The 25,874-nt window shown below is 67.9% G+C and carries 26 protein-coding genes; 9 read left to right on the top strand and 17 right to left on the bottom strand.

All coding sequences use genetic code 11. The annotated features are described in order from the left end of the window. Window positions 1-562: 562 nt before the first annotated feature. The 4 genes from F5X71_RS16740 (at window position 563) to F5X71_RS16725 (ending at window position 5,360) form a co-directional block, all read left to right on the top strand. Window positions 563-1,147, top strand: a complete 585-nt coding sequence (locus tag F5X71_RS16740; protein WP_167462803.1) for a hypothetical protein — start codon at window positions 563-565, stop codon at window positions 1,145-1,147. A 744-nt stretch (window positions 1,148-1,891) separates the two neighbouring features. Next, window positions 1,892-2,434 (top strand): hypothetical protein, encoded by a 543-nt coding sequence (locus F5X71_RS16735; protein WP_167462802.1) that lies wholly within the window; start codon window positions 1,892-1,894, stop codon window positions 2,432-2,434. Window positions 2,435-2,485: 51 nt separating this feature from the next. Next, entirely contained in the window at window positions 2,486-3,649 is a 1,164-nt protein-coding gene (locus F5X71_RS16730) for a DUF6545 domain-containing protein (RefSeq protein WP_167462801.1), read from the top strand. Window positions 3,650-3,851: 202 nt separating this feature from the next. Further along, the gene (locus tag F5X71_RS16725; protein ID WP_167462800.1) at window positions 3,852-5,360 is read left to right on the top strand and encodes a flavin-containing monooxygenase; all 1,509 of its coding nucleotides are present in this window, start codon (window positions 3,852-3,854) and stop codon (window positions 5,358-5,360) included. Window positions 5,361-5,418: 58 nt separating this feature from the next. Here the strand turns inward: F5X71_RS16725 and F5X71_RS16720 are convergent, their stop codons facing one another. Then, window positions 5,419-6,390, bottom strand: a complete 972-nt coding sequence (locus tag F5X71_RS16720) for an LGFP repeat-containing protein (protein WP_167462799.1) — start codon at window positions 6,388-6,390, stop codon at window positions 5,419-5,421. 59 nt (window positions 6,391-6,449) lie between these two features. Next, a complete protein-coding gene (locus F5X71_RS16715; RefSeq protein WP_167462798.1) occupies window positions 6,450-6,710 on the bottom strand; it encodes a hypothetical protein in 261 nt (86 codons plus the stop codon). Between the two features lie 349 nt (window positions 6,711-7,059). Here F5X71_RS16715 and F5X71_RS36465 point away from each other — a divergent pair, with 349 nt between their 5' ends. Further along, on the top strand, window positions 7,060-7,506 hold the full coding sequence (locus F5X71_RS36465; RefSeq protein ID WP_174817081.1) for a hypothetical protein: 447 nt from the start codon (window positions 7,060-7,062) through the stop codon (window positions 7,504-7,506). 40 nt (window positions 7,507-7,546) lie between these two features. Here F5X71_RS36465 and F5X71_RS16705 read toward each other — a convergent pair whose 3' ends face one another. The 3 genes from F5X71_RS16705 to F5X71_RS16695 are packed head-to-tail and all read right to left on the bottom strand — an operon-like array spanning window position 7,547 to window position 10,932. Then, window positions 7,547-8,566: an SIS domain-containing protein gene (locus tag F5X71_RS16705; RefSeq protein ID WP_203218350.1), complete on the bottom strand. Its 1,020-nt coding sequence runs from the start codon at window positions 8,564-8,566 to the stop codon at window positions 7,547-7,549. Between the two features lie 51 nt (window positions 8,567-8,617). After that, the gene (locus tag F5X71_RS16700; RefSeq protein ID WP_167462796.1) at window positions 8,618-9,520 is read right to left on the bottom strand and encodes an N-acetylglucosamine kinase; all 903 of its coding nucleotides are present in this window, start codon (window positions 9,518-9,520) and stop codon (window positions 8,618-8,620) included. Then, on the bottom strand, window positions 9,517-10,932 hold the full coding sequence (locus F5X71_RS16695) for a sugar porter family MFS transporter (protein ID WP_167462795.1): 1,416 nt from the start codon (window positions 10,930-10,932) through the stop codon (window positions 9,517-9,519). The genes F5X71_RS16700 and F5X71_RS16695 overlap by 4 nt, the downstream gene beginning before the upstream one ends. Before the next feature lie 121 nt (window positions 10,933-11,053). On the opposite strand from F5X71_RS16695, the gene F5X71_RS16690 reads away from it, so the two are divergent. Continuing rightward, a complete protein-coding gene (locus F5X71_RS16690; RefSeq protein ID WP_167462794.1) occupies window positions 11,054-11,779 on the top strand; it encodes a GntR family transcriptional regulator in 726 nt (241 codons plus the stop codon). Between the two features lie 22 nt (window positions 11,780-11,801). Here the strand turns inward: F5X71_RS16690 and F5X71_RS16685 are convergent, their stop codons facing one another. The 12 genes from F5X71_RS16685 to F5X71_RS16630 form a co-directional block, all read right to left on the bottom strand. Further along, window positions 11,802-12,182 carry a low affinity iron permease family protein gene (locus tag F5X71_RS16685; RefSeq protein ID WP_167462793.1) on the bottom strand — a complete coding sequence of 127 codons (381 nt, stop codon included), beginning with the start codon at window positions 12,180-12,182 and terminating at the stop codon, window positions 11,802-11,804. Window positions 12,183-12,313: 131 nt separating this feature from the next. After that, window positions 12,314-13,216 (bottom strand): bile acid:sodium symporter family protein, encoded by a 903-nt coding sequence (locus F5X71_RS16680; RefSeq protein ID WP_167462792.1) that lies wholly within the window; start codon window positions 13,214-13,216, stop codon window positions 12,314-12,316. Between the two features lie 103 nt (window positions 13,217-13,319). Continuing rightward, window positions 13,320-13,994: a hypothetical protein gene (locus F5X71_RS16675; protein ID WP_167462791.1), complete on the bottom strand. Its 675-nt coding sequence runs from the start codon at window positions 13,992-13,994 to the stop codon at window positions 13,320-13,322. Window positions 13,995-14,009: 15 nt separating this feature from the next. Then, complete coding sequence (locus F5X71_RS16670; RefSeq protein ID WP_167462790.1) at window positions 14,010-14,930, bottom strand: hypothetical protein; 921 nt, start codon at window positions 14,928-14,930, stop codon at window positions 14,010-14,012. A gap of 250 nt (window positions 14,931-15,180) precedes the next feature. After that, on the bottom strand, window positions 15,181-15,705 hold the full coding sequence (locus tag F5X71_RS16665; protein ID WP_238815935.1) for a helix-turn-helix domain-containing protein: 525 nt from the start codon (window positions 15,703-15,705) through the stop codon (window positions 15,181-15,183). Window positions 15,706-16,121: 416 nt separating this feature from the next. Continuing rightward, window positions 16,122-16,607, bottom strand: a complete 486-nt coding sequence (locus F5X71_RS16660; RefSeq protein ID WP_167462789.1) for a pyridoxamine 5'-phosphate oxidase family protein — start codon at window positions 16,605-16,607, stop codon at window positions 16,122-16,124. Window positions 16,608-16,962: 355 nt separating this feature from the next. Then, the gene (locus tag F5X71_RS16655; RefSeq protein ID WP_167462788.1) at window positions 16,963-17,583 is read right to left on the bottom strand and encodes a response regulator transcription factor; all 621 of its coding nucleotides are present in this window, start codon (window positions 17,581-17,583) and stop codon (window positions 16,963-16,965) included. Continuing rightward, entirely contained in the window at window positions 17,580-18,722 is a 1,143-nt protein-coding gene (locus F5X71_RS16650) for a sensor histidine kinase (RefSeq protein ID WP_238815934.1), read from the bottom strand. Before F5X71_RS16650 ends, F5X71_RS16655 begins: the two co-directional genes overlap by 4 nt. After that, window positions 18,719-19,534, bottom strand: a complete 816-nt coding sequence (locus F5X71_RS16645; RefSeq protein WP_167462787.1) for an ABC transporter permease — start codon at window positions 19,532-19,534, stop codon at window positions 18,719-18,721. Before F5X71_RS16645 ends, F5X71_RS16650 begins: the two co-directional genes overlap by 4 nt. Further along, entirely contained in the window at window positions 19,531-20,508 is a 978-nt protein-coding gene (locus F5X71_RS16640; protein WP_167462786.1) for an ABC transporter ATP-binding protein, read from the bottom strand. Before F5X71_RS16640 ends, F5X71_RS16645 begins: the two co-directional genes overlap by 4 nt. Window positions 20,509-20,613: 105 nt before the next feature. Next, entirely contained in the window at window positions 20,614-21,759 is a 1,146-nt protein-coding gene (locus F5X71_RS16635; protein ID WP_167462785.1) for a hypothetical protein, read from the bottom strand. Next, on the bottom strand, window positions 21,759-22,862 hold the full coding sequence (locus F5X71_RS16630) for a hypothetical protein (RefSeq protein ID WP_167460072.1): 1,104 nt from the start codon (window positions 22,860-22,862) through the stop codon (window positions 21,759-21,761). Before F5X71_RS16630 ends, F5X71_RS16635 begins: the two co-directional genes overlap by 1 nt. Window positions 22,863-23,050: 188 nt before the next feature. Here F5X71_RS16630 and F5X71_RS16625 point away from each other — a divergent pair. The 3 genes from F5X71_RS16625 (at window position 23,051) to F5X71_RS16615 (ending at window position 25,802) form a co-directional block, all read left to right on the top strand. Next, window positions 23,051-23,969 (top strand): IS5 family transposase gene (locus F5X71_RS16625; protein ID WP_238815329.1). Its coding sequence is split into 2 segments (ribosomal slippage): window positions 23,051-23,421 and window positions 23,420-23,969, totalling 921 coding nucleotides; the frame shifts between segments, so codons are not numbered across the junction. Between the two features lie 119 nt (window positions 23,970-24,088). Next, window positions 24,089-25,254 (top strand): IS3 family transposase gene (locus F5X71_RS16620; protein WP_238815430.1). Its coding sequence is split into 2 segments (ribosomal slippage): window positions 24,089-24,373 and window positions 24,376-25,254, totalling 1,164 coding nucleotides; the frame shifts between segments, so codons are not numbered across the junction. 92 nt (window positions 25,255-25,346) lie between these two features. Then, window positions 25,347-25,802, top strand: a complete 456-nt coding sequence (locus tag F5X71_RS16615) for a VOC family protein (protein ID WP_203218309.1) — start codon at window positions 25,347-25,349, stop codon at window positions 25,800-25,802. Window positions 25,803-25,874: the final 72 nt, after the last annotated feature.

Genomic DNA, 25,874 nt, shown 5'->3' with positions numbered 1-25,874 from the left:
TGATGTGATCGTCGAGTTTTCGACCGTCACTTGCCACCATCGGGCCCGCGGTCATGTTCCCCCCTCGAGGACCATGACCGCACTTACGAAATAGCCACCCGCAGAGCACTTTTCGGCGGATTGCCGGACGGCATAGCACTCCCGGCCGGCGTCTGCCACCCCGGAACGAGGCCTCGGCGGTCGGACCGAGCCGCTCGCACGCCGGGCAGCCGGCGATTCATCGAGACTGAGGCGGTTGAGCAGAGTGGCACAGGGCTGCACATCATCGGGAGTCGCGCTGATCGTGCTGAACGTCCACATGATTTGTGCCCACCTCACGCCCGGTGCCCAGATCCGCACCCATGGTCAGAATTTATCGACCACAAGCAGTCATGTCAACACATCGATGTGCATTCGTGTGCATTCAAGATCCCCGCTATGCACACGCTCGTGCAGTGTAACTCCACCCCCCGCGCGCCGTCGGCGAATGATCTTGCTATGGTGCTCCTTCGCGACCGGACATGAGAGGACATGCGCGCGCATGATGACCAGCTCTGCACAGCCAAGTGGTATGGTGCTTGCCATGGGCGACGAGTTGGGCGCCAGCGAGACCGTCAACCGCACACGAGTCGAGTCGGCTGGACAGCGGTTCGGACGGCAGCTGAAGGCGTTCCGGCAGCGAAATCTTCCCGATGAGCTGATCACGCACCAGCACATCCACGACCTCGGGGGTCCGACACGAAATGTTCAGTCCCGAATCGAAAGCGGGCAGGTAGACACGATAAGCGCCACCACGGAGGCGAAGTACAACCGAGCGCTCGAGGCGCTCGGGCTGGCGGCCGGAAGTGCCACGGCGGCACTGCATCACGGCGCCACCCTCGGCGCTCCCCCGGTTGACGAGCCCGCCGAGCCGGTCGTGCCCGACGACGTGGAAAGCGGCGTGGACGCGCTGCAGAACCTGGCCCGCAAACACCGGTCGGTGGTCGACCTCGTCACCGAGCTCGACCGCCTCGGCATCGAGTTGAAGCGCGCGCGCAGCCACACCGAGGGCTACCAGCTGGTGTTCCCGAAGACCGCGATCGATCGTCTGCTACAGGCATTGCAGAACACGGCCGAACCCGCACACCCCGGGCGCGAGTCCGACCGAGACGACCATCCGCAGACCTAACCTGCGAGGAAGCGGGTCATGGACGTGCGCACCCTCGACACATGCCGGGCGAACCGAGGATGCGGGCACGGGGCCGTCCATACGCGACCACGATTGATACACAAGCTGTTTCGGCGGCTCGGCGGTTCGAACGACCGCCTGCCGCCGACCCGACCGGCACCGACGCCCGCTCGCGCGCCGGACCGTCCCGCGCGGGCGCGCTCGAAAGACATTCACCTCCGCGATGTTTCGCGCCGCCGCGCGCACTCCCCCACCACCCACGGCCGGCTCACCCGCGGCCGCGCCACCTGGACCGATCGCGTCGCGACCACGTCCGCGATTCCGAATCTTGCCTCACTCTTCACCCATATCAGCCCAGGTCAAAGTGACAATCTGCAACTTGTGACCAAGGAATTACAGCTACGCGAAGCCCGGGTGACAGGTAGGGTATATGCCAGCCCGGCAAGTCGACGATGGTGAGTCGATGTGTGTCGACATGCCGGTCCGCTGAAGGCTTCCGGGGCAATGGACGTCGCGCTCCTGTTGCAACGGACGCCTTCGACGAACAATATTGCGCCGGTGGCAACGATGCCGCTGTCGTGCGCGATAACAAGGTGGGATCTCCAGGTGCTCGGGGGAGGAAATCGTGAACGCATACGATCTGCATTCCACCGGCCTCGACGCAGCAGCTCTTACCAGCGGTAATGCCGAAGGGTCGGACCTCACTGACGCGGATCGCCTCACTCGAACGAGGAGGCAGGTGACATGTTGAAACTGTTCCGGCGCAAGGTCTCCGCTCTCCTGTGGAAGCCCTCCCGTGGCAAGACCTCCACGCGGGCTCGCCTGCAAGCGCTGGTCGACAGTCTCGAATTGCCGACGGACTGGACCATCGAGGAGTTCATCGCGTGCGTCGAACGCACGCGTGGGCGCCGCATCGTACGACTGCTGTTGCCACCAACGGCTCCGGTCGGACTGTGCGGATTGTGGTTGGCCTGCAAGGACTACGACGTGATCTTCCTCAGGCAGTCATCGGACCCGGCGGTGGAACTGCACGTCGCCCTGCACGAGGTCAGTCACATGCTGCTCGGCCACGGGCAGGACACCTCGCTGTCCTCGGTGGAATGGCGCACGCTGACCAACGAGGTCGCGCTGAACGACGCCATCGACCTGTCGATGGTGCGCGCCGCCCGCGGCGCCTCGAGTTACGCCTCGGTCGAAGAGTACGAAGCCGAGCTATTGGCAACCCTGATCAGCTTCCGCGCGCGCACCGTCGGACCGCGCCGCGACCCGATGTTGAGAGAGCTCTGACGCATGTGGCCGAACACCGAGCTGTCGCCCTGGATCACTATCTCGGCAACGGTGTTCATCGTTGCCATCACTCTGATTCGACTCGCGTCGACCCTGCACACGACGCTGTTCGGCCGTTTGATCAACACCCTGCTCGGCTTCGACGCCGCGGCAGCGCTGCTGCGTGAACCGGTCGTCGCCCGGCAGGTGTCCAAGGTCGTACCCGGCGGCCTGCCTACCGTTTTCGACGCCTGGCACTGGCTGACGGTGACCGCATGGGCCTTCGGGCTCGGGATGGCGCTGCTGCACGAGAACGGCCCGGTCCGCTACCGCACCCAGTTCAAGGTCGTGCTCGGGCTCTCCGGCGCGATCGGCCTGCTCTTCCTCGTGCTCAGCGCGCCTGCCCGCGCCCAGGGCCTGTCGTCCATCGCCGAGTACGGCGGCTGGCGCTTCGGCGTCTACATCGGGTTGTATTCGGCGCTGCCGGTGATCGTTTCCGGCTACTACTACGTGCTGAAGGTGCGTGGCACGGTCTGGCGGACGACCACGCTGTGGGAACGCTTCACCGTCGCCGCCCTCGTCTGCTTCGGCATCGCCAGCTCACTGCCGGTCTTCCTGATGGCGCTCGCCGCCGGAGCGGACGCGCTCGGCGTCGGGAACGCGTTCACGCACAATGTCTTCGATCTGGTCGCTGACGGCATCACCTCGGGCGAGCCAGGACTGTTCGTCTTCGCCGCCCTGGTCATGGTGTACGTGCCGTCCTCGGCACAGGCGATCGTGCAGTTGCTGCGCCTGGACCGGGAATCGCGCGCCGCGCGCCGGGTGTATCCGATCTGGCGCGATCTCACCGCCGCCGCGCCACAGGTCGTCTTCCGGCTCAAGCGCGCCGACAGTTGGAATGTCTCCCCGCAGGAACGGTTGCACCGCAGGCGCATGGAGATCCACGACGCGGCCGAGATCGTCGCCAGGTACGTGTTGCCCCTGCCGACGCCGGTCGACGAACTCATCGAGAACACCGTCGTCGAGGACGAGCAGGAGCACATCCGCATGGTCGCCGAGCTGGTGCTGGCGGCCCGCAGGCTCACTGACGGCGGCCAGGGCTCCGCGCAGCCGACCACGCGCGGGGCCGACGTGCCCGACGAACAGACCCTGGTCCGGCTGTGGCAGCACGCGAAAATCCTGCTGCACGCGACGGACCTCACCACCACGATCCGAACACCCGTCGGCACACCATGATTCGGGACGGCCACGCCGCACGCGGCTCGGTGCGCCGCACGCGATTCGACGTGCGGCGGGCGGCGGGCTGTGGTGTAATCGGTCGATTCCCGCCGCCGAATCATTCTCCGGCAGTGCGCATTCCGAGAGTCGGCCCACCGTCGGCACAGTCGTCCGCGAATTCCCGTACCCGGACGCGGCACCAGTCAAGTGAAGGTGAACCATGGCATCCAACGATCAGCTGAGCACGGCATCCCCGAATGTTCTCATCGTCGGCACCGGATTCGCCGGCGTCGCGATGGCTATCGAACTGCTGGCGGCGGGCGAGCGCGATATCGTCATCCTGGAGAAGGCCGACGAGGTCGGCGGCGTCTGGCGGGAGAACACCTATCCGGGCTGCGGCTGCGACATCATGTCGATGATGTACTCGTATTCCTTTGCGCCGCACACCGGTTGGACCAGGATGTACGCGCCGCAGCCGGAAATACTCGACTACATCAAGCGGGTCGTCAAGGAGTACGGGATCGAGCCGTACATCCGGTTCCGCTCCGAGGCGGTGTCCTACGAGTTCGATGCCACCGACGACCGCTGGGTGGTCCGCACCGCCGACGGCGAGGAATATCGGCCGCGGGCCGTCGTCGCCGCGCACGGCGCGCTGCACGTGCCGAACATTCCGGCATTCAAGGGGCGGGAGAAGTTCACCGGCCCGGTCTTCCATTCCGCGCAGTGGGACCACTCGGTGGACCTGACCGGTAAGCGGGTCGCGGTGATCGGCACCGGCTCCAGCGGGGTGCAGGTGGCGCCCCAGCTCGCGGGCACCGCGGCGCATGTCTCGGTGTTCCAGCGCTCCGCGCACTGGGTGATGCCGAAGATGGACCGCCCGGTGAGCAGGCTCGAACAGCGCATGTTCAAGGCCTTCCCCGGTCTGATGAAGATCTACCGCAACTTCGCCTTCTGGCTGCACGAGGCGCCGGTCTACGGCTACTTCCACCCGCGCTGGAACTTCCTGCTGAAGTTCGTCGCACTGCATCACCTGCGTAAGCAGGTGCCCGACCCGGAGCTGCGCGCCGAGCTCACGCCGACGCACACCTTCGGCTGCAAGCGAATCCTGTTCTCCAGCGACTTCTTCCCGGCCCTGCAGCGCCCCGACGTCAGCCTGGTGACCGCGGGCATCGAGGAGTTCACCGAGACGGGGATCCGCACCGACGACGGGGTGCTGCACGAAGCGGATGTGATCGTGCTCGGCACCGGATTCGCCACCGACAACCGGTGCGCGACCGAACACATCGTCGGGCGCGACGGGCTCACCATCCAGGACGCGTGGCGCGACGGCATGCAAGCCTACCTCGGGATGACCGTGGCGGGATTCCCGAACTTCTTCATGATCATGGGCCCGAACTCCGGCGGTGGCGCCCAGTCGATCGTGTTCCTGATCGAGGCGCAGGTGCGCTACATCGCACAATGCCTGCGCCTGATGGCGAATCGGAACGCCACCCGGATCGAGGTGAGCGCGGACAAGCAACGCGAGTTCAACACCTGGCTGCACGGCAAGCTCGATCGGTCCGTGTGGGTCTCCGGTGGTTGCCACAGCTGGTTCCTCGACCACACCGGCCACAATCGGCAGTCCTGGGCGGGCACCGGCACGAGCTATTGGTTCGCGACGCGCAAGCCCAAGCCGGAGGCATTCGTGCTCTCCACCGCGGGTCACGCCGACGTGCACACACCCGTGTAGCGAATTTGTTCGGGCTCCCGGGGATTTCGCCCCCGGGAGCCCGCACCTCCTGGTGTGCTCAGAGATTACGTGTCGTGCCCGTGTCGGTGTGCACCTGCTGCGGGGTGGCGACGTGCGATCCGCCGCGCGGCTGAGCCGTGCCGGCGCTGCCCGCCGGCACCGGCGTGCCCCGGCCGGACGCGCCGTGTTCACCGCGGCCACGCCCGACCATGGCCGCGAGCAGACCGGCGACGGCCGCGATCACCAGACCGATCGGCAGCGCCCACCACTTCGCGTTCGAACTCGACCCCGAATCGCCGTCGGGCGCGGCCTGCGTGGCGGGCTCCGGATCACCGCCGGTCACCACGGAACCGGGGGCCGCACCGGGCGCCGACACATCCAGCCCGCGCAGTTCACCCGCGATCTCCGGCGGGACGGTCGCGAAGCCGTCGGCCTCGCTCCAGCGCACCTGCACCGGGTTACCGTGCTGGCCGCTGAAGGTCTGACTGTAGACGCCATCGGCCACGGTGGTGTCGGAGGTCGGATTGCCCAGCGGACCGTCGGTCGCCTTCAGGTGCGACCACGCGGTGCGGATCGGCCCGCGCACCAGCCACGCGCCGTTCTGCGGGCTCCACTGGATGGTCGCGCCGTCCGCGGCGGAGAACTCGCTGTAGCGCGCCGTGCCCGCGACCGGTGCGTCGGACTCGTCGTTCACCGGGTAGCCGATATCGGTGCTCGCGCCGCCGAGGGCGAGGTATTTGTCCAGGATCGCGCCGTACATCACCTTCGCGCCGGTCTCGGGCGAGTAGACGATCTTGCCGCCGCGGTAGTCCTGCGCGGCCCCGTCCGGTCCGAAAGCGTAGACGGCGCCGACCTTTTCACCGAGCGGCGTGGACGCGCCGCCTTTCTCCTCGTAGTGCGCGGTGATCGCCGCGTCCGCGTCGGCCGGTTGCGCGCCCGCACCCGGGCTCAGCAGCACACCGGCACCGAACGTCGCGATCAACCCACCGGCGAAGGCGACGGCGGACAGAGATTTCTTCAAGCTCTTCATCGAAAGACTCCTTACAAGGGGCGATAGGGCTGGCACTTGCAGGCAGCTCGAAGTCGCGGTCAGCGCACGTCGCCGACCTTCGGTCTGGTGGCGAATCCGACGATCGCCGACAGCACGGCACCCACCACGCCGCCACCGGCGACCTGGGCGAGAATCTGTCCGAAGTCGAGCCCGCTACCCGTCGCGGCCTGGATGATCCCGCCGGTGATGCCACCACCGACCGCACCCGCCGCACCGTTCACCAGGGGTCCGAGCGGGTTCTTCGCACCGCCGACCCCGCCACCGACCACCCCGCCCAATAATCCGAGAAGCCATTCCATGGGTTTCCTCCTTCGCGAATTGCCACGGATGTTGCGTACATCGAGACAAACAGCAGTTGTGGAGAATCATCGAGTCCGGCGTCAAGACCCCTTCGTTCTACCCCGCCGCATCGAATCCAATCCCGCATCGGAATTTCTGTGCAGAATGCCGAGATATGCGGCGGGAATGCGATCCGGTCGGGGTCTCGGCATCGAAGCCGCAGGTCGCCGGCCATCGAAGGACGGAACCACCCCGCGCGGGCGGTGCCGGTCGCGCTTAACTCGTTTACAGAACCGCTAACATCGTTGGCCCGAATCGATTGCGCGCCATAAACTCTCAGACCCGACGGTATTCGAGGGAAAGCAGTCGATGGGTAAACACAGCGCACCACGAAAGTCCGAAGTCACGATGCAGTTCGCCGTGGTCTCGACCGCCGCGGTGCTCACCGCGCTGGTCTGCACGCACCGCGACGGACCGCTGTCCGGTCGTCCCGCCTCGAACGAGGACCACACCGCCTCCGGCCTGGCCACCCGCCAGTTCCTTCCACCTCCGGCCCGTGGACCCGACATCGTTCCCGAGCTGCCGACCTACGATCCCCCACCCGTCGATATCGCACCGACCGCATCCCCCGCACCGTGGACGCCGCCCGCGGCGCCGCCCCCGGCCGAACCCGAACCCCCGGCGCCGCGAGACATCCTCGGCGGCATGACGGCGGCCTGGATCTCCGGCACCCAGCAGGGCTACGACTGTCTTACCAAGATCGAACAGACCATCGCCGCCCACGTGCGAGCCGTCATGGACCAGCACGCCGTCTGACAGCCGAGCTGATCGCTCACCCGCGGCGCGGGTGAGCGGGTCAGAGCGTCTCTGTCACCTTCTTCAGCCCGCGCGGGCGATCCGGATCGCCGCCGCGGGCGATGGCGAGATGCAGTGCGAGTTGTTGCAGCGGAAGGATTTCCACGAGCGGGGACAGTGGCTCGGGGATGCCGGTCGGCAGAGTCACACCGCCGGACAGTCCCGCGATCGCCGCGGCCGTGCCGACGCCGAATACGTCGGCACGCAGCTCGGCCAGCCGCGCGAGCACCGGCAGCATCGCCCGGCCACCCGCGCCGTCCGGCACGATCGCCAGCACCGGCACCGACGGGTCGACGGTGGCCAGCGGGCCGTGCAGCAGGTCCGCGCCGGAGAAGGCCTGCGCCGAAAGATACGACGTCTCCATGAGTTTCAACGCCGCCTCGCGGGCGGTCGGATAGGAGTAGCCGCGCGCGGACGTGATGAGCCGCTGCGCGAACCGATAGCGCTGGGCGACACCGGCCAGGGCCGCGCCCGAGTCCAACACCCGGCTGCCGAGGCTCGGCAGCTCCGCGGCGCCCGCACCGTCGCCGCCCCTGGCGTAGTCGAGCATGAGGTACAGCGCGAGCAGCTCGGCGGTGTAGGACTTGGTCGCCGCGACCGCGCGTTCCGGCCCGGCCAGCACGTCGACGTGGATCTCGGCGGCCGCCGCCAGCGCCGACTCCGGGTTGTTGGTGAGCGCGACGGTCAGAGCGCCCTGCCGCCGCGCCACCTCCACCGACTGCACCAGGTCGGGCGAGCCGCCGGACTGACTCACCGCGACGAACAGCACATCACGCAGGTCGGGGGCGCTGTCGTAGATCGTCATGGTGGACGGCGAGACCAGACCGGCGGGCAGCGCGTGGTGGATCTCCACCAGGTACTTGCCGTACAGCGCGGCGTGATCGCTTGTGCCGCGCGCGACGAAGAGCACGAATCGTGGCTGGTACTCCGCGATTCGGGCAGCCGCGCGCCGGATGGCGTCGGTGCCCTCGGTGAGCAGCCGCTGCCACGCCGCGGGCTGTTCGGCAATCTCGCTCGCCATCAAAGCGCCGGGATTGTCCTGGTCGGTCATGTCACTCCTCGAGTTGAAGGCTTATCCGGGCAGGGCCGCCGCGCCGCGGCCCGGCAACTGTCCCGCGAGTCGCACCGCGCCGTGCACCGGGTCGAGTTCGAGCACACGCATGTCGTCGAGTCCGCGCCCGGCGAGCGTGCGCCGCAATTCGTCTTGCAGCAAGGGCTGATGTACCGCGAGCCCACCCGCCACGATCACCGGGCCGGCATAGCGCAGCCGGTCGGCGACGGTGCCGACCAGTTCGGCCAGATCCGCGACGGCCGTCGCGAGGATCTCCCGGCCCGCCCGGTCGCCGCGCTGCGCCGCCTCGATGACCACGCGGGCGCGGCGCGCCCAGTATCTGCGGTCGGTGTGGTCGTAGAAGTGGTCGAGCAGTTGTTCGGTCGAACGCAGCCCGCATTCGGCGGCCAGCGCCAGACCGAGCGCGTCGGCGGGCGCACCCCGGTCCACCGCGGCCAGCGCACGGCAGACCGCCTCGCGCGCCACCCAATAGCCGCTGCCCTGATCGCCGAGCAGATAGCCCCAGCCGCCCGCGCGTGCGGACCGGCCCGCGTGCCTGCCCCATGCCACCGAGCCGGTGCCCGAGATAAGCGCGATGCCCTCGTCGAGACCGGCGGCCGCCAGGACCAGCTCGCTGTCGTGCACCACTCGAATCATCGCATCGGGCAACCGCTGTGCGAGCAGATCCTGCACCCGCGCGCGTCCCTCGGGGGTGTCGGCGCCCGCCGCGCCCGCGCACACCGCGCGCACGCCGTCGCCACCGACCCGCTCGAGGATCAGATCGAGTTGCGCGCCCGCCGCGTCCGCGCCGACCGAGGCGACGTTGGCGCTGCCCGCCCGCGCCTGCGCGACGACGACGCCGTCCTCGGCCCGCACCGCCATCGTCTTCGAGCCGCCGATGTCCAAGCCGAGCACCGCGGTCATGCGCGCACATCCTGATCGCGCGGCGCGGCGTGCTCGCCCGCGGGCCAGCGTCCGCCGTTGGCCCAGTAGTACTGGATCTCCTCGAGCTGGCGGCCCTTGGTCTCCGGCGCCAGCCGGTACACGAAGCCGAAGCCGACGATCGCCAGCGCCCCGAACACCGCGAAAGTGCCCGCGCCGCCGAGTGATTCGAGCATGGTCAGGAAGGCGCCCGCCACGATCGCGTTCGCGACCAGGTCAGAGGTGAGCATGGCACTGGAGCCGGTGGAACGCAGCCGCGCCGGGAAGCTCTCCCCCGCGTACACCCAGACCAGCGCGCCGAAGCCGAAGGTGAACCCGACGGTGAACAACAGCACGCCGACGAACCCGAGCACCGTCAGCACACCGCCGAAATCGGAGCCGGCCAGGAACACCGCGATGAGCAAGGCGTTCGCCGCGATCATCATGCCGATGCCGGACAACAGAATCGGCCTGCGGCCGAGCCGATCGACCAGAACCAGCGCGACCAGCACCGCGGCCAGCGCGGCCACCTGCACCAGCGCGGGCAGCACGAGCAGCGCGAAATGTCCGCGGAAACCCATCGCCTCCAACAGCCGGGGGCTGTAGTAGACGATCGCGTTGATGCCGGTGATCTGGATGAAGAAGCCGAGCCCGACCACGAACACCGTGGCCCGCAGGTACGGCTTGCGCAGCATCTCCCGCAGCGCGCCACCGGATTCCTCGCGCAGCCCGTGTTCGATCTCGGCGAGCTGGGCATCGGCGTCGAGGTCGGGCTCGACCCGCCGCAGCACCTGCCGAGCCTGGTCCATCCGGCCCTTCATCACATACCAGCGCGCGGTGTCGGGCAGCCGCAGCAGCAGCACGGTGGTGAGCACGGCGGGTATCGCGGCAAGGCCGAGCATCCAGCGCCAGCTCTGCGTGCCCGCCAGCAGGTACGCGGCGAGGTACCCGATGATGATGCCGAGCACCGTGGCTACCTGGTAGGCCACCAGCAGCGCCCCGCGCACCCGGGTCGGCGCGGACTCCGCGACGAACACCGGCACCACGACCACCGAGATACCGATCGTGATGCCGAGCGCGAGGCGCGCGGCCATCAGCATCGGCAGCGCCGTCGAGCACGCGGCCAGCAGCGCGAACGCGCCGTAGGTCGCGGCGACGAGCACCATCGACCGCTTGCGACCGATCCGATTCGCCAGCACGCCGCCGCCGATCGCGCCCGCGATCTCGCCGATCACCACCGCGGTGGTGAGCAGTTCCTGCTGTCGCGTGGTCAGACCGAACTCGTCGGTGATGAACAGCAACGCGCCCGCGATATTGGACAGGTCGTAGCCGTAGATCACCCCGACACTGGCGGCGGCCACGCCGACCAGCACCCCCAAACGGGACGACGCCCGCAGCTCGGCCACGAACCCCATGTTTCTTCGCCTCTCACCGTTGATCAGGGAAGTAATTGGTATACACCAATTTGCCGGTGACGAGATTGGCATACACCAATTCCGGCGTCAACTCCGGGGCAGGCGCGGTAGGTTCGGCGGCATGGGTAACACCGCCGGGACCGCTGCCGAGACCGCGCAGCAGCCGCGCTACTACGGCACAAAATTGGCACTGCGTCAGCTCATCAGCACGCTGGAATCGTCGACCGCGCTGCCGCCGGAGCGCGTGCTCGCCGAACAGCTCGCCACCTCGCGGACGACACTGCGCAAGGCCCTTGCCGAACTCGCTGCCGAGGGCCTGCTGCGGCGGGTCCAGGGCAGCGGAACGTTCGTCGCGCCACCGAAGGTGGTGCACCTACAGCAGTTGACGTCGTTGACCGATGACCTCGATGTGCAAGGGCTGCAAGTCAGTTCACGCATCCTGGAGCTGACGAAGGTGGCCGCCGACGAAGTGGTGGCCGGTCGGCTCGCGATCGCGGCGGGCACCCGGATCCACCGGCTCGAACGCCTGCGCGCGGTCGACGGCGAACCCCTCGCGCTCGAGACCGCCCATCTCGCCGACCGGCTGCCGGACCTGCGCCGGCGCCTCACCGACAAGGGCTCGCTCTATGCGACGCTGCGCGACTGCTACGGCATCGAGGTGGCCGCGGTGGAGGACACCGTCGAAACCGCGCTCACCACCCCGGCCGAAGCCGCCCTGCTCGATGTCGCCGTCGGGTCCCCCACGCTGCTGATCCAACGCCTCGCCTGCGATCCCACGGGCCGTCCCATCGAGTGGACCCGCTCGATCTATCGCGGCGATCGCTTCCGCTTCGTCGCCCGCACCTGAACCCGCGGGCCGCACGCGGCGGTCACGTCGATTCGCGCTGCTCGAGGCCGACCGCGTCGGCCAGTTCACGGCGATGGCGGTCGAGCTCAGGGTGATCGTCGTTGAACTCGCCCATGAGATCGGCCAGCGCGTCGGCGATGGCGTTCAGCTTCTGCTGCACGGCCTCATCGGAGCGCGATTGCGTGTTCTGCAGCAGCGCCACCAGCAGGAACGTGATGATCGTTGTGGCGGTGTTGATCACCAGCTGCCAGGTGTCGATGCTCGGCAGCACCAGGAACGTCGGCGCCCACACCAGCACGAGCAGCACGCAGAACACGAAGAATCCCGCCTTCGCGGTGAGTGCGGCGGCCCCGGTCGCGAAACGATCGAAGATCGTCAACTTCCCCCGCACGTCGGACGGCATCGTCTTACTTTCCCCAGCGCGTCGCGCATCGTCCCGCATGAACCCGTCCCATCCTCGAACCCTCGGCCGGCACCGCTCAGCTTCGGGTTAGCCCAGTCGAGGCCGCGCAAACAGCGACGCGCGGCGCGGGATCAGCGGGCGGTCCGCGCGCGGTCGGCCTCGGCGCTGCCGGTGCGCTCGGGGTGGTTGCGGGTGACCAGCCAGCCGAAGCCGGCGGCCAGCGGGAAGATGGCCACGCCGTACACGGCGGCGGGGATGGCCATCTCGGTGCTGCCCAGCACGCTGATCGCGATGGTGATGGCGATGACGCCGTTGTGGATGCCGACCTCCATCGAGCTGGCGATGGCCTGGCGATCCTCGATCCCGAGTACCCGTGGCACGAGATAGCCCACGGTCAAACTGATCAGGCAGAACAGGATCATGGCGACGCCGATCGCCCGGACGTAGTCGACGACGTCCCCGCGCTGGTCGATGATCGTCGCGGTGATCACCAGCGTCAGCGTGAGGGCAGAACCGATCCGGACGGGCTTGTCCATGCGATCGGCGAAGCCGGGCGAGAACCGGCGCACCAGCATGCCGAGCATGACCGGCACCAGCACGATCGCGAATACCTGCACGGTCTTGCCGAACTGCAATCCGACCGTGCCGGACTCACCCGGGTCGAAATAGCCGAGCGCGAAGTTCGTCACCAATGGGACGGTGACCACCGCGAGCACCGAATTTACCGCCGTGAGTGACACATTCAGCGCGACGTCGCCGTGGAACAGGTGGCTGAACAGATTCGCCGCCGTGCCGCCCGGCGAGGCGGCGAGCAACATCACCCCGACCGCCAGATTCGGGGACGGGTCGAACAGGTGCACCAGACCGAACGCGATCGAGGGCAGCACCAGCAGCTGACAGCCCAGCGCGATGCTGACCACCTTGGGGTTCTTGGCGATTCGCGTGAAGTCCGCCACCGTGAGCGAGAGCCCGAGCCCGAACATGATCACGATCAGCACCAGGGGCAGGCCCACCGAGATGAGTGGAGAGTCCATGGTGTCCTCCAATCGCCGTCACCGGCTCGTTCCGGCGCGCGCAGGCACCCTTGAACCTGCCAGAAGTGTTCCGGGGACGCAAGATAACGTCACGCCAAGAGAACTACGGGCGATCGGCGGCGCGCCCCAGAATCGGCGAGATCACCACCGTCATCACCAGGGCGCCACCCGCGGTCAGTATGCCGACCACGATCGGCAGCACCGGGGAGTCCAAGGCGACGTAGAGCGGCGAGCCGGGCGTGATCAGGCCCCAGACCGCGAAAGCGAAGGTGGCGGTGATGGTTTCGGCGGGCGGCGGGCTCCACCGCTGCCACCACTCGGACAGGCGCTGACGCGCGCGATTCGGTGGCTGCTGATTCGGCACAGGCTGCTGATTCGGCTCGGGCTGCTGATTCGGCGCCTGCGGTGTCGGCTGTGCGATCGGATCACCCACCGGCAACGGCGGGTCGGTGGCCTGCGTCTTGCCGGTGCGGAGCCGGGTAGCGACCGTGACCGCGACGAGCGTCGCGAGCAACGCGAACGCGTAGATGAACCAGCGCAGCGGATAGTAGGAATCGTTGCTGTCCTTCTGGATTCCCTCGAGCAGCCCGACCAGCGCGGTGTAGAAGACGATGATGTCGGTCGGCACCGCGCGGGCGAGCACGGCGGTCCCGTTCTCGCTCGACCGATCCGCCCCGCCCGCGGCCGACGCGGCGGTCACCGCCGCGCCCTTGGGTTGCCTGGTGCGCGACGGCGCGTGCCGATCGACGGCGAGCTGGGCGATCGAGGAAATGGTCATGGTCGGTCCTCTGGTTCACAGCGAGATGTACCGGCCGAGACCGGAATTGAGGCAGGACGCCATGTCCTGCACGTATTGATGAACCAGGCCAGGCTGGTTCGGCCAGTACGAGCCACCGACGAAGTGGCCGAGCACCTTTCCGCTGTGCGCGCCGCTGGTGCCGAGCACGAGCCCGCCCGAGTCACCGGGTGCGAGCAGATAGGACGGGCCGATCTGCCAGCACTCGCACCACTGCCGGGTGGCGTCGCCGAGTTGTGTGAGCGCACCGCTGATCTGGCCGGTGCGCGTGCCCGAGGTGGCACCGTAGGCGGCGACATCGATCGGGGCGTACGGCGGCCGCGGCGGCCCGGCCGGGCCGGTGTGGAACACGCTGAGGATCTGATTGCGCTGGTCCAGCAGCTCGACCACCGCATAGTCATAGCCCGCGGTGCCGGTGACCGCCGGATCGGACCAGTGCACGACCACGCCGTCCACCCACACCGGGGTCTGCTGCCCGGACGCGTAGAGCTGCACCCGATCACCGACCCCCGTCACGAGATGGCCCGCGGTGAGGATCGCGGGACTTTTCGTCGCGGCGAGGGTGCAGGACAGACCCACGGTGGCGGTCCGGTTCGGCACCGCGTTCTCCCGGACCAGGTCGCGCAACTGCACCTGCGCCGCGGTGGGGAGCGGCCGCGTGGTGACATCGATGAGCGTCGTCGGCCCGATCCGCCAGTCGATCAGCAGCTGCAGCGCGGGCGCGTCGGCGAATCTGCGCTGCGCGCGTGGGTCGACCCGCCGCAGCAGATCGAACGCGGTATATCGGCCTACGGTGATTCCGCTGTCCGGGCCGAGTGCCGCGCATTCGACGAGCACCAGTTCGCTGTTCCAGCGGCCGCTCGGGTCCGGTGCACTACCGACTCCCCAAACGAGCTGCGACGTTCGTCCATTCTCCACGGCGCCGAGATGATCGCGAAAACGCGCGCTCAGCGTGTCGACATTCCGTCGCAGCGTTTCCGATTCCGCATCGACCGGATTCCACCACATAAGCCAATATCCCCAGTCGAACGACGTAATGGATTCGCCTGCGCCGAGTGCTCAGCGGATCATCATGATACGCCGGAAACACCTGGGTACAGGGCAAATGCGGCCCATAACGCCCTTGGGGACAATAACCGTCACACGCCCCGAAATCGCCGGCACGCACTCAACCGAGCTCGGACACCATGGGTGCGTGCTCTTCGCTCATGCGTAAGCGTTCGGCCAGTGCGGTGAGCAATTCCTGCGATTCGTCGGACAGATCCGCGGCGCGGTCGAGCAGCTTGCGCAGGCTCTCATTACACAAGCCGGTGAGCAGCGGACGGTCACCGGCGGCGGCGACCGGCTCGGTGCCGCCATAGAAATAGTCGACCGGAACACCGAAGAATGCCGACAGTGCGGCCAGCAAAGCCTCCGACGGATTGCTGCGAACCCCGGAGCGCAGTTGCGACAGATAGGAGTTCGATACCGGGCATCCCGCCGTTTGCAGCGCGGCCGCCACCTGTCCATAGGTGTATGGCCTGCCGAACGGATCACGCACCGTATGGAACAGCGCATCGAGCCGCGTGGCCAATGCGTCGGGCACGCCGTCGCTGGTCGTCGGCGGAGCCGCCTGCCCTCCCGAAATCGTCATCACCAGTTCACCCACCCCACAAGAGAGCGATCCCAACCGTGCACGTAACTGCTCCAACAACAGCAGACGCGGACATGATCTCGCAATCATTCAGCTACCAATGTGACTGAGGTCACCAAGGAAGGTATTACCTTCAACCACAGCCGATTTCACGCGCGGATTTCATAGCGAATCGGAATCAAACCGCGCACGGCATCACGGACAGGGACTACGGCAATCGATCCGCAGGACCAAAGTCCTCTTGTCGCACAACGATGCCCGGCGCCGAACACCCCGCGTGTGCCCGACGCCGGGCGTCGAGCACACGCGGACGAGCGCGTTCATCTTCGGAGATCCGTATACCCGCACGCCCCGTCGGATGACTCGGTTCGAGCCGACACCGGAGACCGGCACCGGGAGCCATCTCCACGCCGTTGTCACCTCAGCAAGACGCAGACGGTGGGGTAATCACCTGCGCCGCAAGGTGAGCCGGACTGTTAGGACTTGCCGAGCACCGCGATGCGCGGCGTGAAGTTCGCCGGGAACCCCGCACCGTCGAGCACCTGAATCCGCTCCGGGTCCAGTCGCAGCAGCGTGAAGTTCGGGCTCTCGGGACCGTCCGGCGCGAACATGCTCAGGTCGTAGCCGACCGGCGGCGGGGTCGTCAGGAACAGATCCCAGACACGGCGTTTCTGTGCCACCTCGTCGACCCAGGTGGCCACGGCCTCACCCTGCACGACATGCTGGGCCGGGCTCCAATAGGAAAATGCCACAACCGGATTGACCGCCAGGTGCCGTACCTTCACCGGCGTCTTGCCCGTCGCCACCCAGCCGATCGGCCTGCCGTCGCGCACCTCCCACAGCGGGTGCAGGATCCGCGAACGCGGGCGCCCCTTGCCGTCCACCGAAGTGACTGTGCACCAGACGATCTCCTGCGTGAACCGAACGAAATCGGCCTCGATCGCCTCGAATGTTTCTGCCATGCGGCACCTCCTCGAGTAAATCGTAGTGAGGGCCTGCGACAGCACGCGCGCCACGCGGGCGCCTTCCGCTCCGGCCGATGCTCGAGTGAACAGCGAACCCGTCACCGTGTCGCCACAGCCGGGAGGGGTGGCAGCGGACAGTTGGCCGGTTTTCCCACCCTCCACCTCCGCTCGGACCGTCGCCCGGCCGACCGATCGGCGACACGGCCGCGTGGGACCACGGCTTAGACGCCGATTCGCCATATGCTGAGTGGTGCCGTGAGGCGTGGCGGCGTCCACACGGCGCACGGGGAAGTGACCCGCCCAGTAGTACTGCTGGGCGGGTCTTCCGTACCCGCCCCTAGCTCACCCTGCCCTAGATCCAGCCCTTTTCCCGGGCTTTGAGTGCGGCCTCGTAGCGGTTGGCGACGCCGAGCTTGGCCATCGCCGAGGACAGGTAATTGCGGGTGGTGCCCGGTGACAGATGCGCGCGACGCGCGATGTCCTCGACGGACGCACCGTCGATCGCGTACTCGAGCACGTCCGCTTCGCGCGCGGTGAGCAGGGAGTCGCCCGCGCTGATCGCCTCCGCGGCCAGTTCCGGGTCCACGTAGCGGCCGCCGCCGTGCACGGTGCGGATCACCGCGGCCAAGGTCGCGGCCGAGGCCGTCTTCGGCAGAAAGCCACGCACGCCCGCGGCGAGCGCGCGCTTCAGGTAGCCGGGCCTGCCGTGGCTCGTCACGATCAGCGTGGCCGCGCCGGGGGTGAGCCGTTGCAGTTCGATCGCGGTCTCGATGCCGTCGATGCCGGGCATCTGCAGATCGATCACCGCGACCGCGACCGGCGCGCCCGACTCGGTGCGCCGCTGCCACAGCACGAGGAGTTCCTCGCCGGAACCGACATGGTCGAGCACCTCGATGTCGGCCTCTAGGCCGAGCATGGTGGCCAGCGCGGCCCGGACGAGGGTTTCGTCGTCGGCGAGGAATACCGGGATCATTCGCTCTCCCAACGGATCTCGAGGACGAAATGGCCATCGGCGACGAACGCGTCGAGCGTGGCGCCGACGGTCGCGAGCCGCTCGGCCACCCCGCGCAGCCCGGAACGCTCCCCCGGCGTGCCGTGCGGGCGGTCGTTGCGCAACGACATCCCGGCGGCACCGAAGGTGAGCACCGCCGAGGTCGCCGTCGAGTGTTCCACGATATTCGTGGTGCCCTCCCGCACCACCCAGGCCGCGACCTCGTGGCAGCGTGCGGGCACCTTCGCCGGGTCGCCCTCCACCGCCAACCGGCACCCGGCCGCCGAGAGCAGCGACCGCGCCCCCGCCACCTCGTTCAGCAGATCGATGTCGCGGTAGCCGCGCACCAATTTGCGCATCTGGTCCATGGATTCGACGGCGATCGTCCTGACCTCGTCCATCTCGACGGCCGCGGGCTCGGCCTGACCGGAGCGGGCAAGTACCGCGGCGAGTTCACTTTTCACCGCGATCGCGGAGAAGCTGCGCCCGACCACGTCGTGCAGGTCCCGCGAGAAGCGCAAACGCTCTTCGGCGACCCGTAATTCGGCCTCGACCCGCTTGGCCCGGTCCAGCTCCTCCACCATCCGCAGGCCCCACACCGTGAGCAATATCGTTCCCACGAGCGCGATTCCGGCGAAATAGGTCCCGCCCCCGATGCCGAGCACCGCCAGCGGCGACGACCCGTAGAGCAGTCCGGTGGCGACCGCGATCGCCAATGTCGCCCACCATTTGTGCCGCATGAACGACACCAGCGCGTAGATGATGAGGATGGCGGTGTAGACCCCGGTCACCGCCGCTCGCTCGCGCACCTCCTCGTCCGCGGCACCGCGCGCGATCACCGCGAACGCCAGCAATATCCCGGTCGGCACCACGATCGCGATCGGCAGTACCCACCGGCGCGAGAGCCACCCCACCGACCCGGCGAACTCCGGCTGCACCTCCAACGCGAGCAGTGCGGTGACACCGGCGGCCAGCACCCCGGCCGCCGCCCACGGCGCGCCGACGGAGAACGCCATCACCACGACCACCGCCGCGGCACCGACCTGGAGCACGAGCCGGGTGTAAACCCGGAACTTGGCGGGTTCGGACAGCTCGTGCCACCAGGTGGTCAGGCGGTTCACCCGCGATCGTCCCACCGGAAGCTCTTGCGGGTCAGCGCGAGCGCCAGGACGGTCCATATCGCCAGTGTGGCAAACGGGCGGCCGAGTTCGGCGCAGGTGCCCGCGAAATCGAGCGCCGGATCGGTCGAGGCGGCGGTGGCCCAGCGGCCGGCCGCACCGAGCGAGACGAGGTCCGAGACGGCCGCGAACGGTGTCCAGTCCGCCAGATCGGCCAGCCAGTCCGGCAGCGCGTTCCGAACGAACGCGAGGCCGAACATCGCGATCGTCATCACCGGCAGCGAGGTGATCTGGGCGGCTTCGGCGTTCTTCGTCACCGTGCTGGTCGCCAGCGCGAGCAGCGAGAACAGCACGATCCCGACGAGCAGCCCCAGCACGATGGCCAAGGGATTCACCGGGGCGGGTGCGCCGGTGCCGTAGACCACCGCGGCGACGATCACCGAGCAGGCCAGCGTCGCCACCGCGCCGGGCACGGCCGGGGCGAGCATGATCTGCCAGTCCGCGGATTCCCCGGTCCGCAGCCGCTTCAGCACGCCTTCGCTGCGCCGCGTCGTCACCATCGAGAGCACCGAGTAGTACTGCACGAACAGCAGCGCCGACAATGCCAGCAATTCGAACGTCATCGCCGCGATGGACGTGGTCGGTTCGGTGTCGTCGATCGCGATGAAGTACAGGATGAGCGGAATGCCCACCGGAAACAGCGTCGTCATGTAGGTCAGCGTCTTGTTCCGCCGGAATTGCAGATACTCCGCCCTCGCGAGCGCGGCCAGCGGGCGGCGGCGGAACGTGGTGCCGGTGGTCGTGCGAGTCGTCATCGCTGTGCTCCGATCAGTTCGGGGGTCGTCGTGGCGGCCGAGTCGTCGGCGATGTCGAGGAAGACCGACTCGAGCGAGGCGGCACGGGCCTCCAGGCCGCCCAACTGCAAGCCGTGCTCGCGCGCCCACTCGAGCAGTTCGAACAAATGCCCCTGCAGGTCGTGCGTGCCGACCGTGACCCGCGCCTGCGCGTCCACCTGCGCACCATCCAGCCGCGGCAACGGCAGTCCGGGGTGGTCGAAGACGATCCGGGCCGGGTGGCCGTCCACGATCTCACGCAGCGTCCCCGCGCGCGCGACCTCGCCCCGGTGCATGATCGCGATGCGGTCGGCCAGCGCCTCGGCCTCGTCGAGGTAGTGCGTGGTGAGCACCATGGTCACGCCGGACGCCTTCAGATCGGCGAGCAGTTTCCAAGTGCCACGGCGACTTTCGGGATCGAGGCCGGTGGTCGGCTCGTCCAGGAACAGCAACCGCGGCTGGCCGAGCAGCGCACAGGCCAGATCGACGCGGCGCTGCTCACCACCGGACAGCGAGCGGACTCGGACCGACGCCCGATGCGCGAGGTCGACCAATTCGAGCACCCTGGCGGTGGTCGTCGGGTTCGTGCACGTCCCGCGCCACATCTCGAGGGTCTCGAGCACGGTCAGCTCGGCGGGCAGCCCGCCGGACTGCAGCATGATGCCGATCTGTGCCCGCACCTGTGCGCGGTCGCGCCGCGGATCGAGACCGAAGACCCGCACGACACCGTCGGACGGCGCGACCAGCCCCTCCAGCATGTCGAGCGTGGACGTCTTTCCGGCCCCGTTGGTGCCGAGCAGGGCGAAGACCTCTCCCTCCGCGACCTGGAGATCCACTCCCCTGACCGCCTCGAACGCGTTCTTCCCATGACCATAGGCGCGGCGCAGGCCCTCGGCGGTGATGACTTCGTCGGTACGACGCCGCCCCGGTTGCGCACCGAATGTTGCACTGTTCATGGCTTCAACGATCGCGAAACCGGCCCGCTACCAGTAGTAAGCCCAGTCATCGAATCCGATGCGATTCCGCACGTACGCGCCATGACAAATGTCATCGGCCGCGCGTCAGCCCCGTTCGGCGAGCAGCTGTTCGAGTTCGGCCCAGTCCGGCGCCGCCGACCGGCCCCGCACACCGTGCACGTTTTCCACAGCGAGACAACCGATTCGGAGCAGCACCGGCACATTCACGTGCCGCACCGCGAGCCAGCGACGCTTGTCGTCCAGGGTGACGAACCGAGCGACCGTCTTGCTCAGTGACGCGGCCCCGACCAGGGCGTGCGAACTCAGCAAGAGTTCACGCCGCAACGAGCGCCGCCGGGCGTCGAGATCCGCGCTGCCGCAGGCGAGGTAGGCCTTGGCGTGCACATGGGTGCGCACGATCACCTCGGTCGCGAGCACGCTGAGCGACGGTGTCAGCACGCCCGACCGCAGATTGAGTCCATTGCCCGCAGACGGCCCGAGGTAGACCGCGTGCGCGAACTTCCTGAGCTCCCGGTTGTCGAGCTGGTAGAGCAGCGAGGATCCGGGGACCGGAAGGCTCATGGGGGTGACGAAGTCCGCCGCAAGGTGCTTCACCCACAGCACCAACGCCTGCGCGTTCGACTCGACCGAACGGAATCGCCCCGAGACCGTTACCGTCTCACGCTCGCCGTGATCCCAACGCACGCCGCGGAATTCGCCATTGCGGATCTGCGAGAGCGCCTCGAAGGGGCGCGCGAGGTCGTGTCCGGCCGAGCGGACCCGATGCGCCCGGCCGCCGAATCCCGGTCCGGTGTAGTCGATCGGCAGACGCTTTCCGGCGCGCTCCCACGCGCGCATGCGCGGTGTCCGGCCGAGCGCCCCGAGCCCCTTCGCGACGCCCCGATCGATCGTGGCATCGAACCACACCGCGAGGCCACCGATCAGCCCCGCGACGCCGACCGCGACGAGATCGTCACGGTCCCAGGCGATTCGCTGCCTGGCCTGCCAGCGCTCGAACTCGGTCCGCTGCGCCGCGGTGAGTGCCGCGTCGAGATCGACCGTCGACCAATCGTGCGTGCGCCGGAGCCCGTCATTTGTCTCCGTCATCTCCGCGTACGAGCCAGCCGTCGGCGCGGCGGGAAGGATCAACTCCGCCGAGTCCTCTTCCCCGAGTGCCTGTTCCGTCGCCGCTTCCAATTCGGCCAGCCGTCGCCGGATCGTGTCGAGATTGCGGTCGATCGAGTCGTCCATCAGCCCGCCGCCGCCTCGTGCACCCGGCCGAGCACGACCTCCAGTGCGCTCGCCGATATTTCGGCCGCGGCGCTACGCTCCTGCAGCTCGTCACGCAACCGGCGGTTCTCCGCCGAGAGCTTCGCCTTGTCGGCGTTGAGCTGCCGAATACGGGCGATCAGCCGCGCCCGATCCGCGGCCACCTCTTCCAAGCGCTGCTGCAACGCAAGCACCACCCGGCGGCGCATCTCGTCGCGGTCCGTGTCCTCGGCGAGGACAACGCGATTGATGAGGTCGAGCCGCATCGCTCCGGCGACGATCTGCCCCGCCGTCCACGGGGTCCAGCGCGCACCGGTCGCGGCGACGCCCGCCGTCGCTATGCCACCCAGGCCCGTCACCAGCGCGGTGCCGCCTGCCACCCCGAACCCGCCCGCCGCGAGCGAACCGCCGCCCAGAGTCGCCAGCCCAGCCGAAGTCGCCGCGGCACCGGACAAGCCGGCCGCCGTCCCGATCGCGGTGCCGATCAGCGGCGCCGCCCAACCGGCCGTCGCGACGCCCACCCCGAGGCCGACCGCGCCCGCCACCGCCACCCGCCCCCAGCGAATGTTCTTGCGCCGCAGGCGTCGCACGAGCGCCTTGTGCTCCGACAGCAGAGCATCGAGGTCGGTGCCGTCCGCCTCGGGGAAACGAGCAGCGAACGTCTGCAACGACTCTCGGCGAGTGGGCTCGTGCCAGTTCGTCTTGTCCGGCCAGGGATCGAATAGCACCAGGTCGACCAGCATCAACAGCGAACTTTTGCGAGACGTGGCCTGGGACGGAGCTTCCCCGGCATGCTCGGCCAGGCGCTCAGCGGCGACATCCGGCGCGGCGGATCCGAGCAGCGCACGTAGCTCCGTCACGAAAGTCTGCTCGTCCTGGCCGCTTTCGACCTCCTCGAGGCGCGCGCGCAGCTGTCCGACGGCCTCGTCACGCACCGTCCGCTTCGCCGCCACCTCGCGCTCTGCTCGCGTGGCTGCCAGGTCCGCCTGCATCATCGCGATCTGCATCGTCGCCAGCGCGACGGACTCCACCGCATCCACCGCGAACTCGTCGTCGCCCACCTGCGCCCTCCTCGATTCGACCACTGCGAGAACGGTATCCGGCGGGCGCCGACCGCACTGTCCATCGAACGTCGGACAGCAGCGGTCAGGGCGCGGGAGGGCGTGGGTTCCGGATCGCACGGTCCCTCGGGCGTCGCGTTGCGGCTGACCTAGGGCATGTCTCCCAATCGACCTTTTCGGATCACGCCCGGTGGGCCGGTTGGTCGGGCATCATGGTCGCCGTGGCGACGGTGGTTGGTGATCGGTATCGGGTTCTGACGGATAAGCAGTGGGAACTGCTGGAGCTGTTGTTGCCGAAATCCGATGGCCAGGTAGGCCGTAACTTCGCCAACAATCGGCTGGTGGTGGAGGGGATGCTGTTCCGGTTGCGGACGGGGGTGCCGTGGAGGGACTTGCCGGAGGCGTTCGGTCCGTGGCAGACGGTGTGGAAGCGGCATCGCCGCTATGCCGGTGACGGGACCTGGGATCGAGTGCTGGTCGCGTTGACCGCGCTCGCGGACGCGACCGGGAATCTGGATTGGGTCGTGTCGGTGGATTCTTCGATCATGCGAGTTCATCAACACGGCGCGAACACCTCTCGTGGCGGCGAGGAAGCCGGCGGCCCGGACTCGGATTTACGAGCCCGCTGATCACGCCATCGGCCGGTCCCGAGGTGGGCTGACCACGAAAGCACATCTGGCCACCGACGGCCACGGCCGAGGTTTGGCGGTGTTGCTGACAGCGGGCCAAGCCGGTGATTCACCGATGATGCCTGCCGTGCTCGAGGCGGTCGCGGTGCCGCGCCTGGCCGGTGGCCCGCCACGACGCAACCCGGACCAGGTGCTCGCCGACAAGGCGTACTCCGCGGCAAGCAACCGGAAGTTCCTGCGCAGCAGAGGTATTCGCTCGGTTATTCCGGAACGCAGCGATCAGATCGCCCACCGTAAGCGGCGTGGTCGTACCGGTGGGCGACCGCCGGGGTTCGACCCGATGGCCTACAAGGGTCGCAACGTCGTCGAACGCGCCTTCAACAAGGCCAAACACTGGCGTGGCGTCGCCACCCGATACGACAAACTCGCCATGACCTACCGTGCGGGCTTCGTCATCGCGCTGGTGGTCGAGTGGCTCAGACTATTGGGAGACATGACCTAGGCCACATCGCGAACGCGTGCTCGAGCACGGCGGGGCCGATCAGCAGGGCTGGGGGCTGCTGCAGGGGTGGGTGACAACCAAGATGGCTTGCCGGGAGGCTGGCCTGAGAGGATGTCGCAGTGCCCAAGCCGTATCCGAAAGAGTTCCGCGACGATGTCGTGCGAGTCGCCCGAAACCGCGAAGACGGGGTGACCCTGGAGCAGGTCGCGGCCGATTTCGGCGTGCACCCTATGACGCTGTCGAAGTGGATGCGCCAATCCGACATCGACGACGGAAACAAACCGGGGACCACGCGCAGCGAGTCTGCCGAGTTGCGTGATGCCCGTCGCCGGATCCGGTTGTTGGAGCAGGAGAACGAGGTCCTGCGCCGCGCCGCGGCGTATCTGTCGCAGGCGCAGATCCCGGGAAAAGGCTCTACCCGCTCGTGAAAGAGCTTGCCGCCGAAGGGATTCCTGTGGCGGTGACGTGCCGGGTGCTGCAGCTCGCCCGCCAGCCCTACTATCGGTGGCTGGCCGAACCGGTGACCGCCGGCGAACTCGCCGAGGCGTATCGGGCCGACGCCTTGTTCGATGCCCACCGCGACGACCCTGAATTCGGCTACCGGTTTCTGGCCGATGAGGCCCGCGAGGCCGGTGAATCGATGGCCGATCGGACCGCGTGGCGGATCTGCTCGACCAACCGGTGGTGGAGCGCCTTCGGCAAACGGCGGCGCGGTAAGAACGGCAGACCCGGTCCGCCCGTCCACGACGATCTGGTGCAGCGAAACTTCGTTGCCGATGCTCCGAATCGTTTGTGGCTCAGCGACATTACCGAACATTGCACCACTGAAGGCAAGCTGTATTTGTGTGCGGTCAAGGACGTGTTCTCCAACCGGATCATCGGTTACTCGATCGATTCGCGGATGAAGTCACGGCTGGCGGTGACCGCGGTGAACAACGCTGTCGCCCGGCGCGGCGATGTGGCCGGTTGCATCCTGCACAGCGACCGCGGAAGTCAGTTTCGCTCGAGGAGATTCGTCCACGCACTCAACCGTCACCGCATGGTCGGATCCATGGGCAGAGTCGGCGCGGCCGGTGACAACGCCGCCATGGAAAGCTTCTTCAGCCTGCTGCAACGCAACGTCCTGGACCGTCAGCGCTGGGAAACTCGCGAACAATTACGGATTGCGATCGTCACCTGGATCGAGCGCACCTACCACCGTCGGCGCCGACAGGCCCGGCTCGGCCGGTTGACCCCGATCGAATTCGAAACCATCATGTCCCCAGCAGCCCGACAGGCTGCCTAACCACTGTCACCCAATCCTGCAGCAGCCCCCTGTGTTCGCGAGCACACGGGCTGGACCTCGAGTGGGCTCGAGGTTGCACGATCGCTCTCGACATGACATTCGAGAGGAAGAAGCGAACCATGCCGAAACTCGACCGGATCATCGAGTCCGCGTTGTACGTCGACGACCTCGATCGTGCCCGCGCGTTCTACACCGAGGTGTTGCAGCTGACTCCGATACTCGACGCGGATCCGTTGTGCGCGTTCGATATCGGTGGCGACAACGTCTTGCTGCTCTTTCGCCGCGGCGGCTCGCTCGAACCGAAGGTGTTGCCCGGACCGGGCTTGCCGCAGGGCGAGATCCCGTCGCACGACGGCAGCGGTCGCCTCCATATCTGCTTCGCCGTCGCCGCGGACGCGCTGACGGAATGGGAAACCCACCTGAGCGCACACGACATTCCGATCGAGGGCGCGACCAACTGGGCACGCGGCGGCCGCAGCATCTATTTCCGTGATCCCGACGAGCATCTCCTCGAACTCATGACACCCGGCAATTGGCCGACGTACTGAACATGCCGGCCCGTGCCGCACGAAACCCGATGCCGCAGGCCACCCACGTGGGCTGACATCACCGCATGGTTG

The organism is Nocardia brasiliensis (genome assembly GCF_011801125.1).
Classification (GTDB): domain Bacteria; phylum Actinomycetota; class Actinomycetes; order Mycobacteriales; family Mycobacteriaceae; genus Nocardia; species Nocardia brasiliensis_C.
This window is presented reverse-complemented; position numbering and strand designations above follow the sequence as displayed.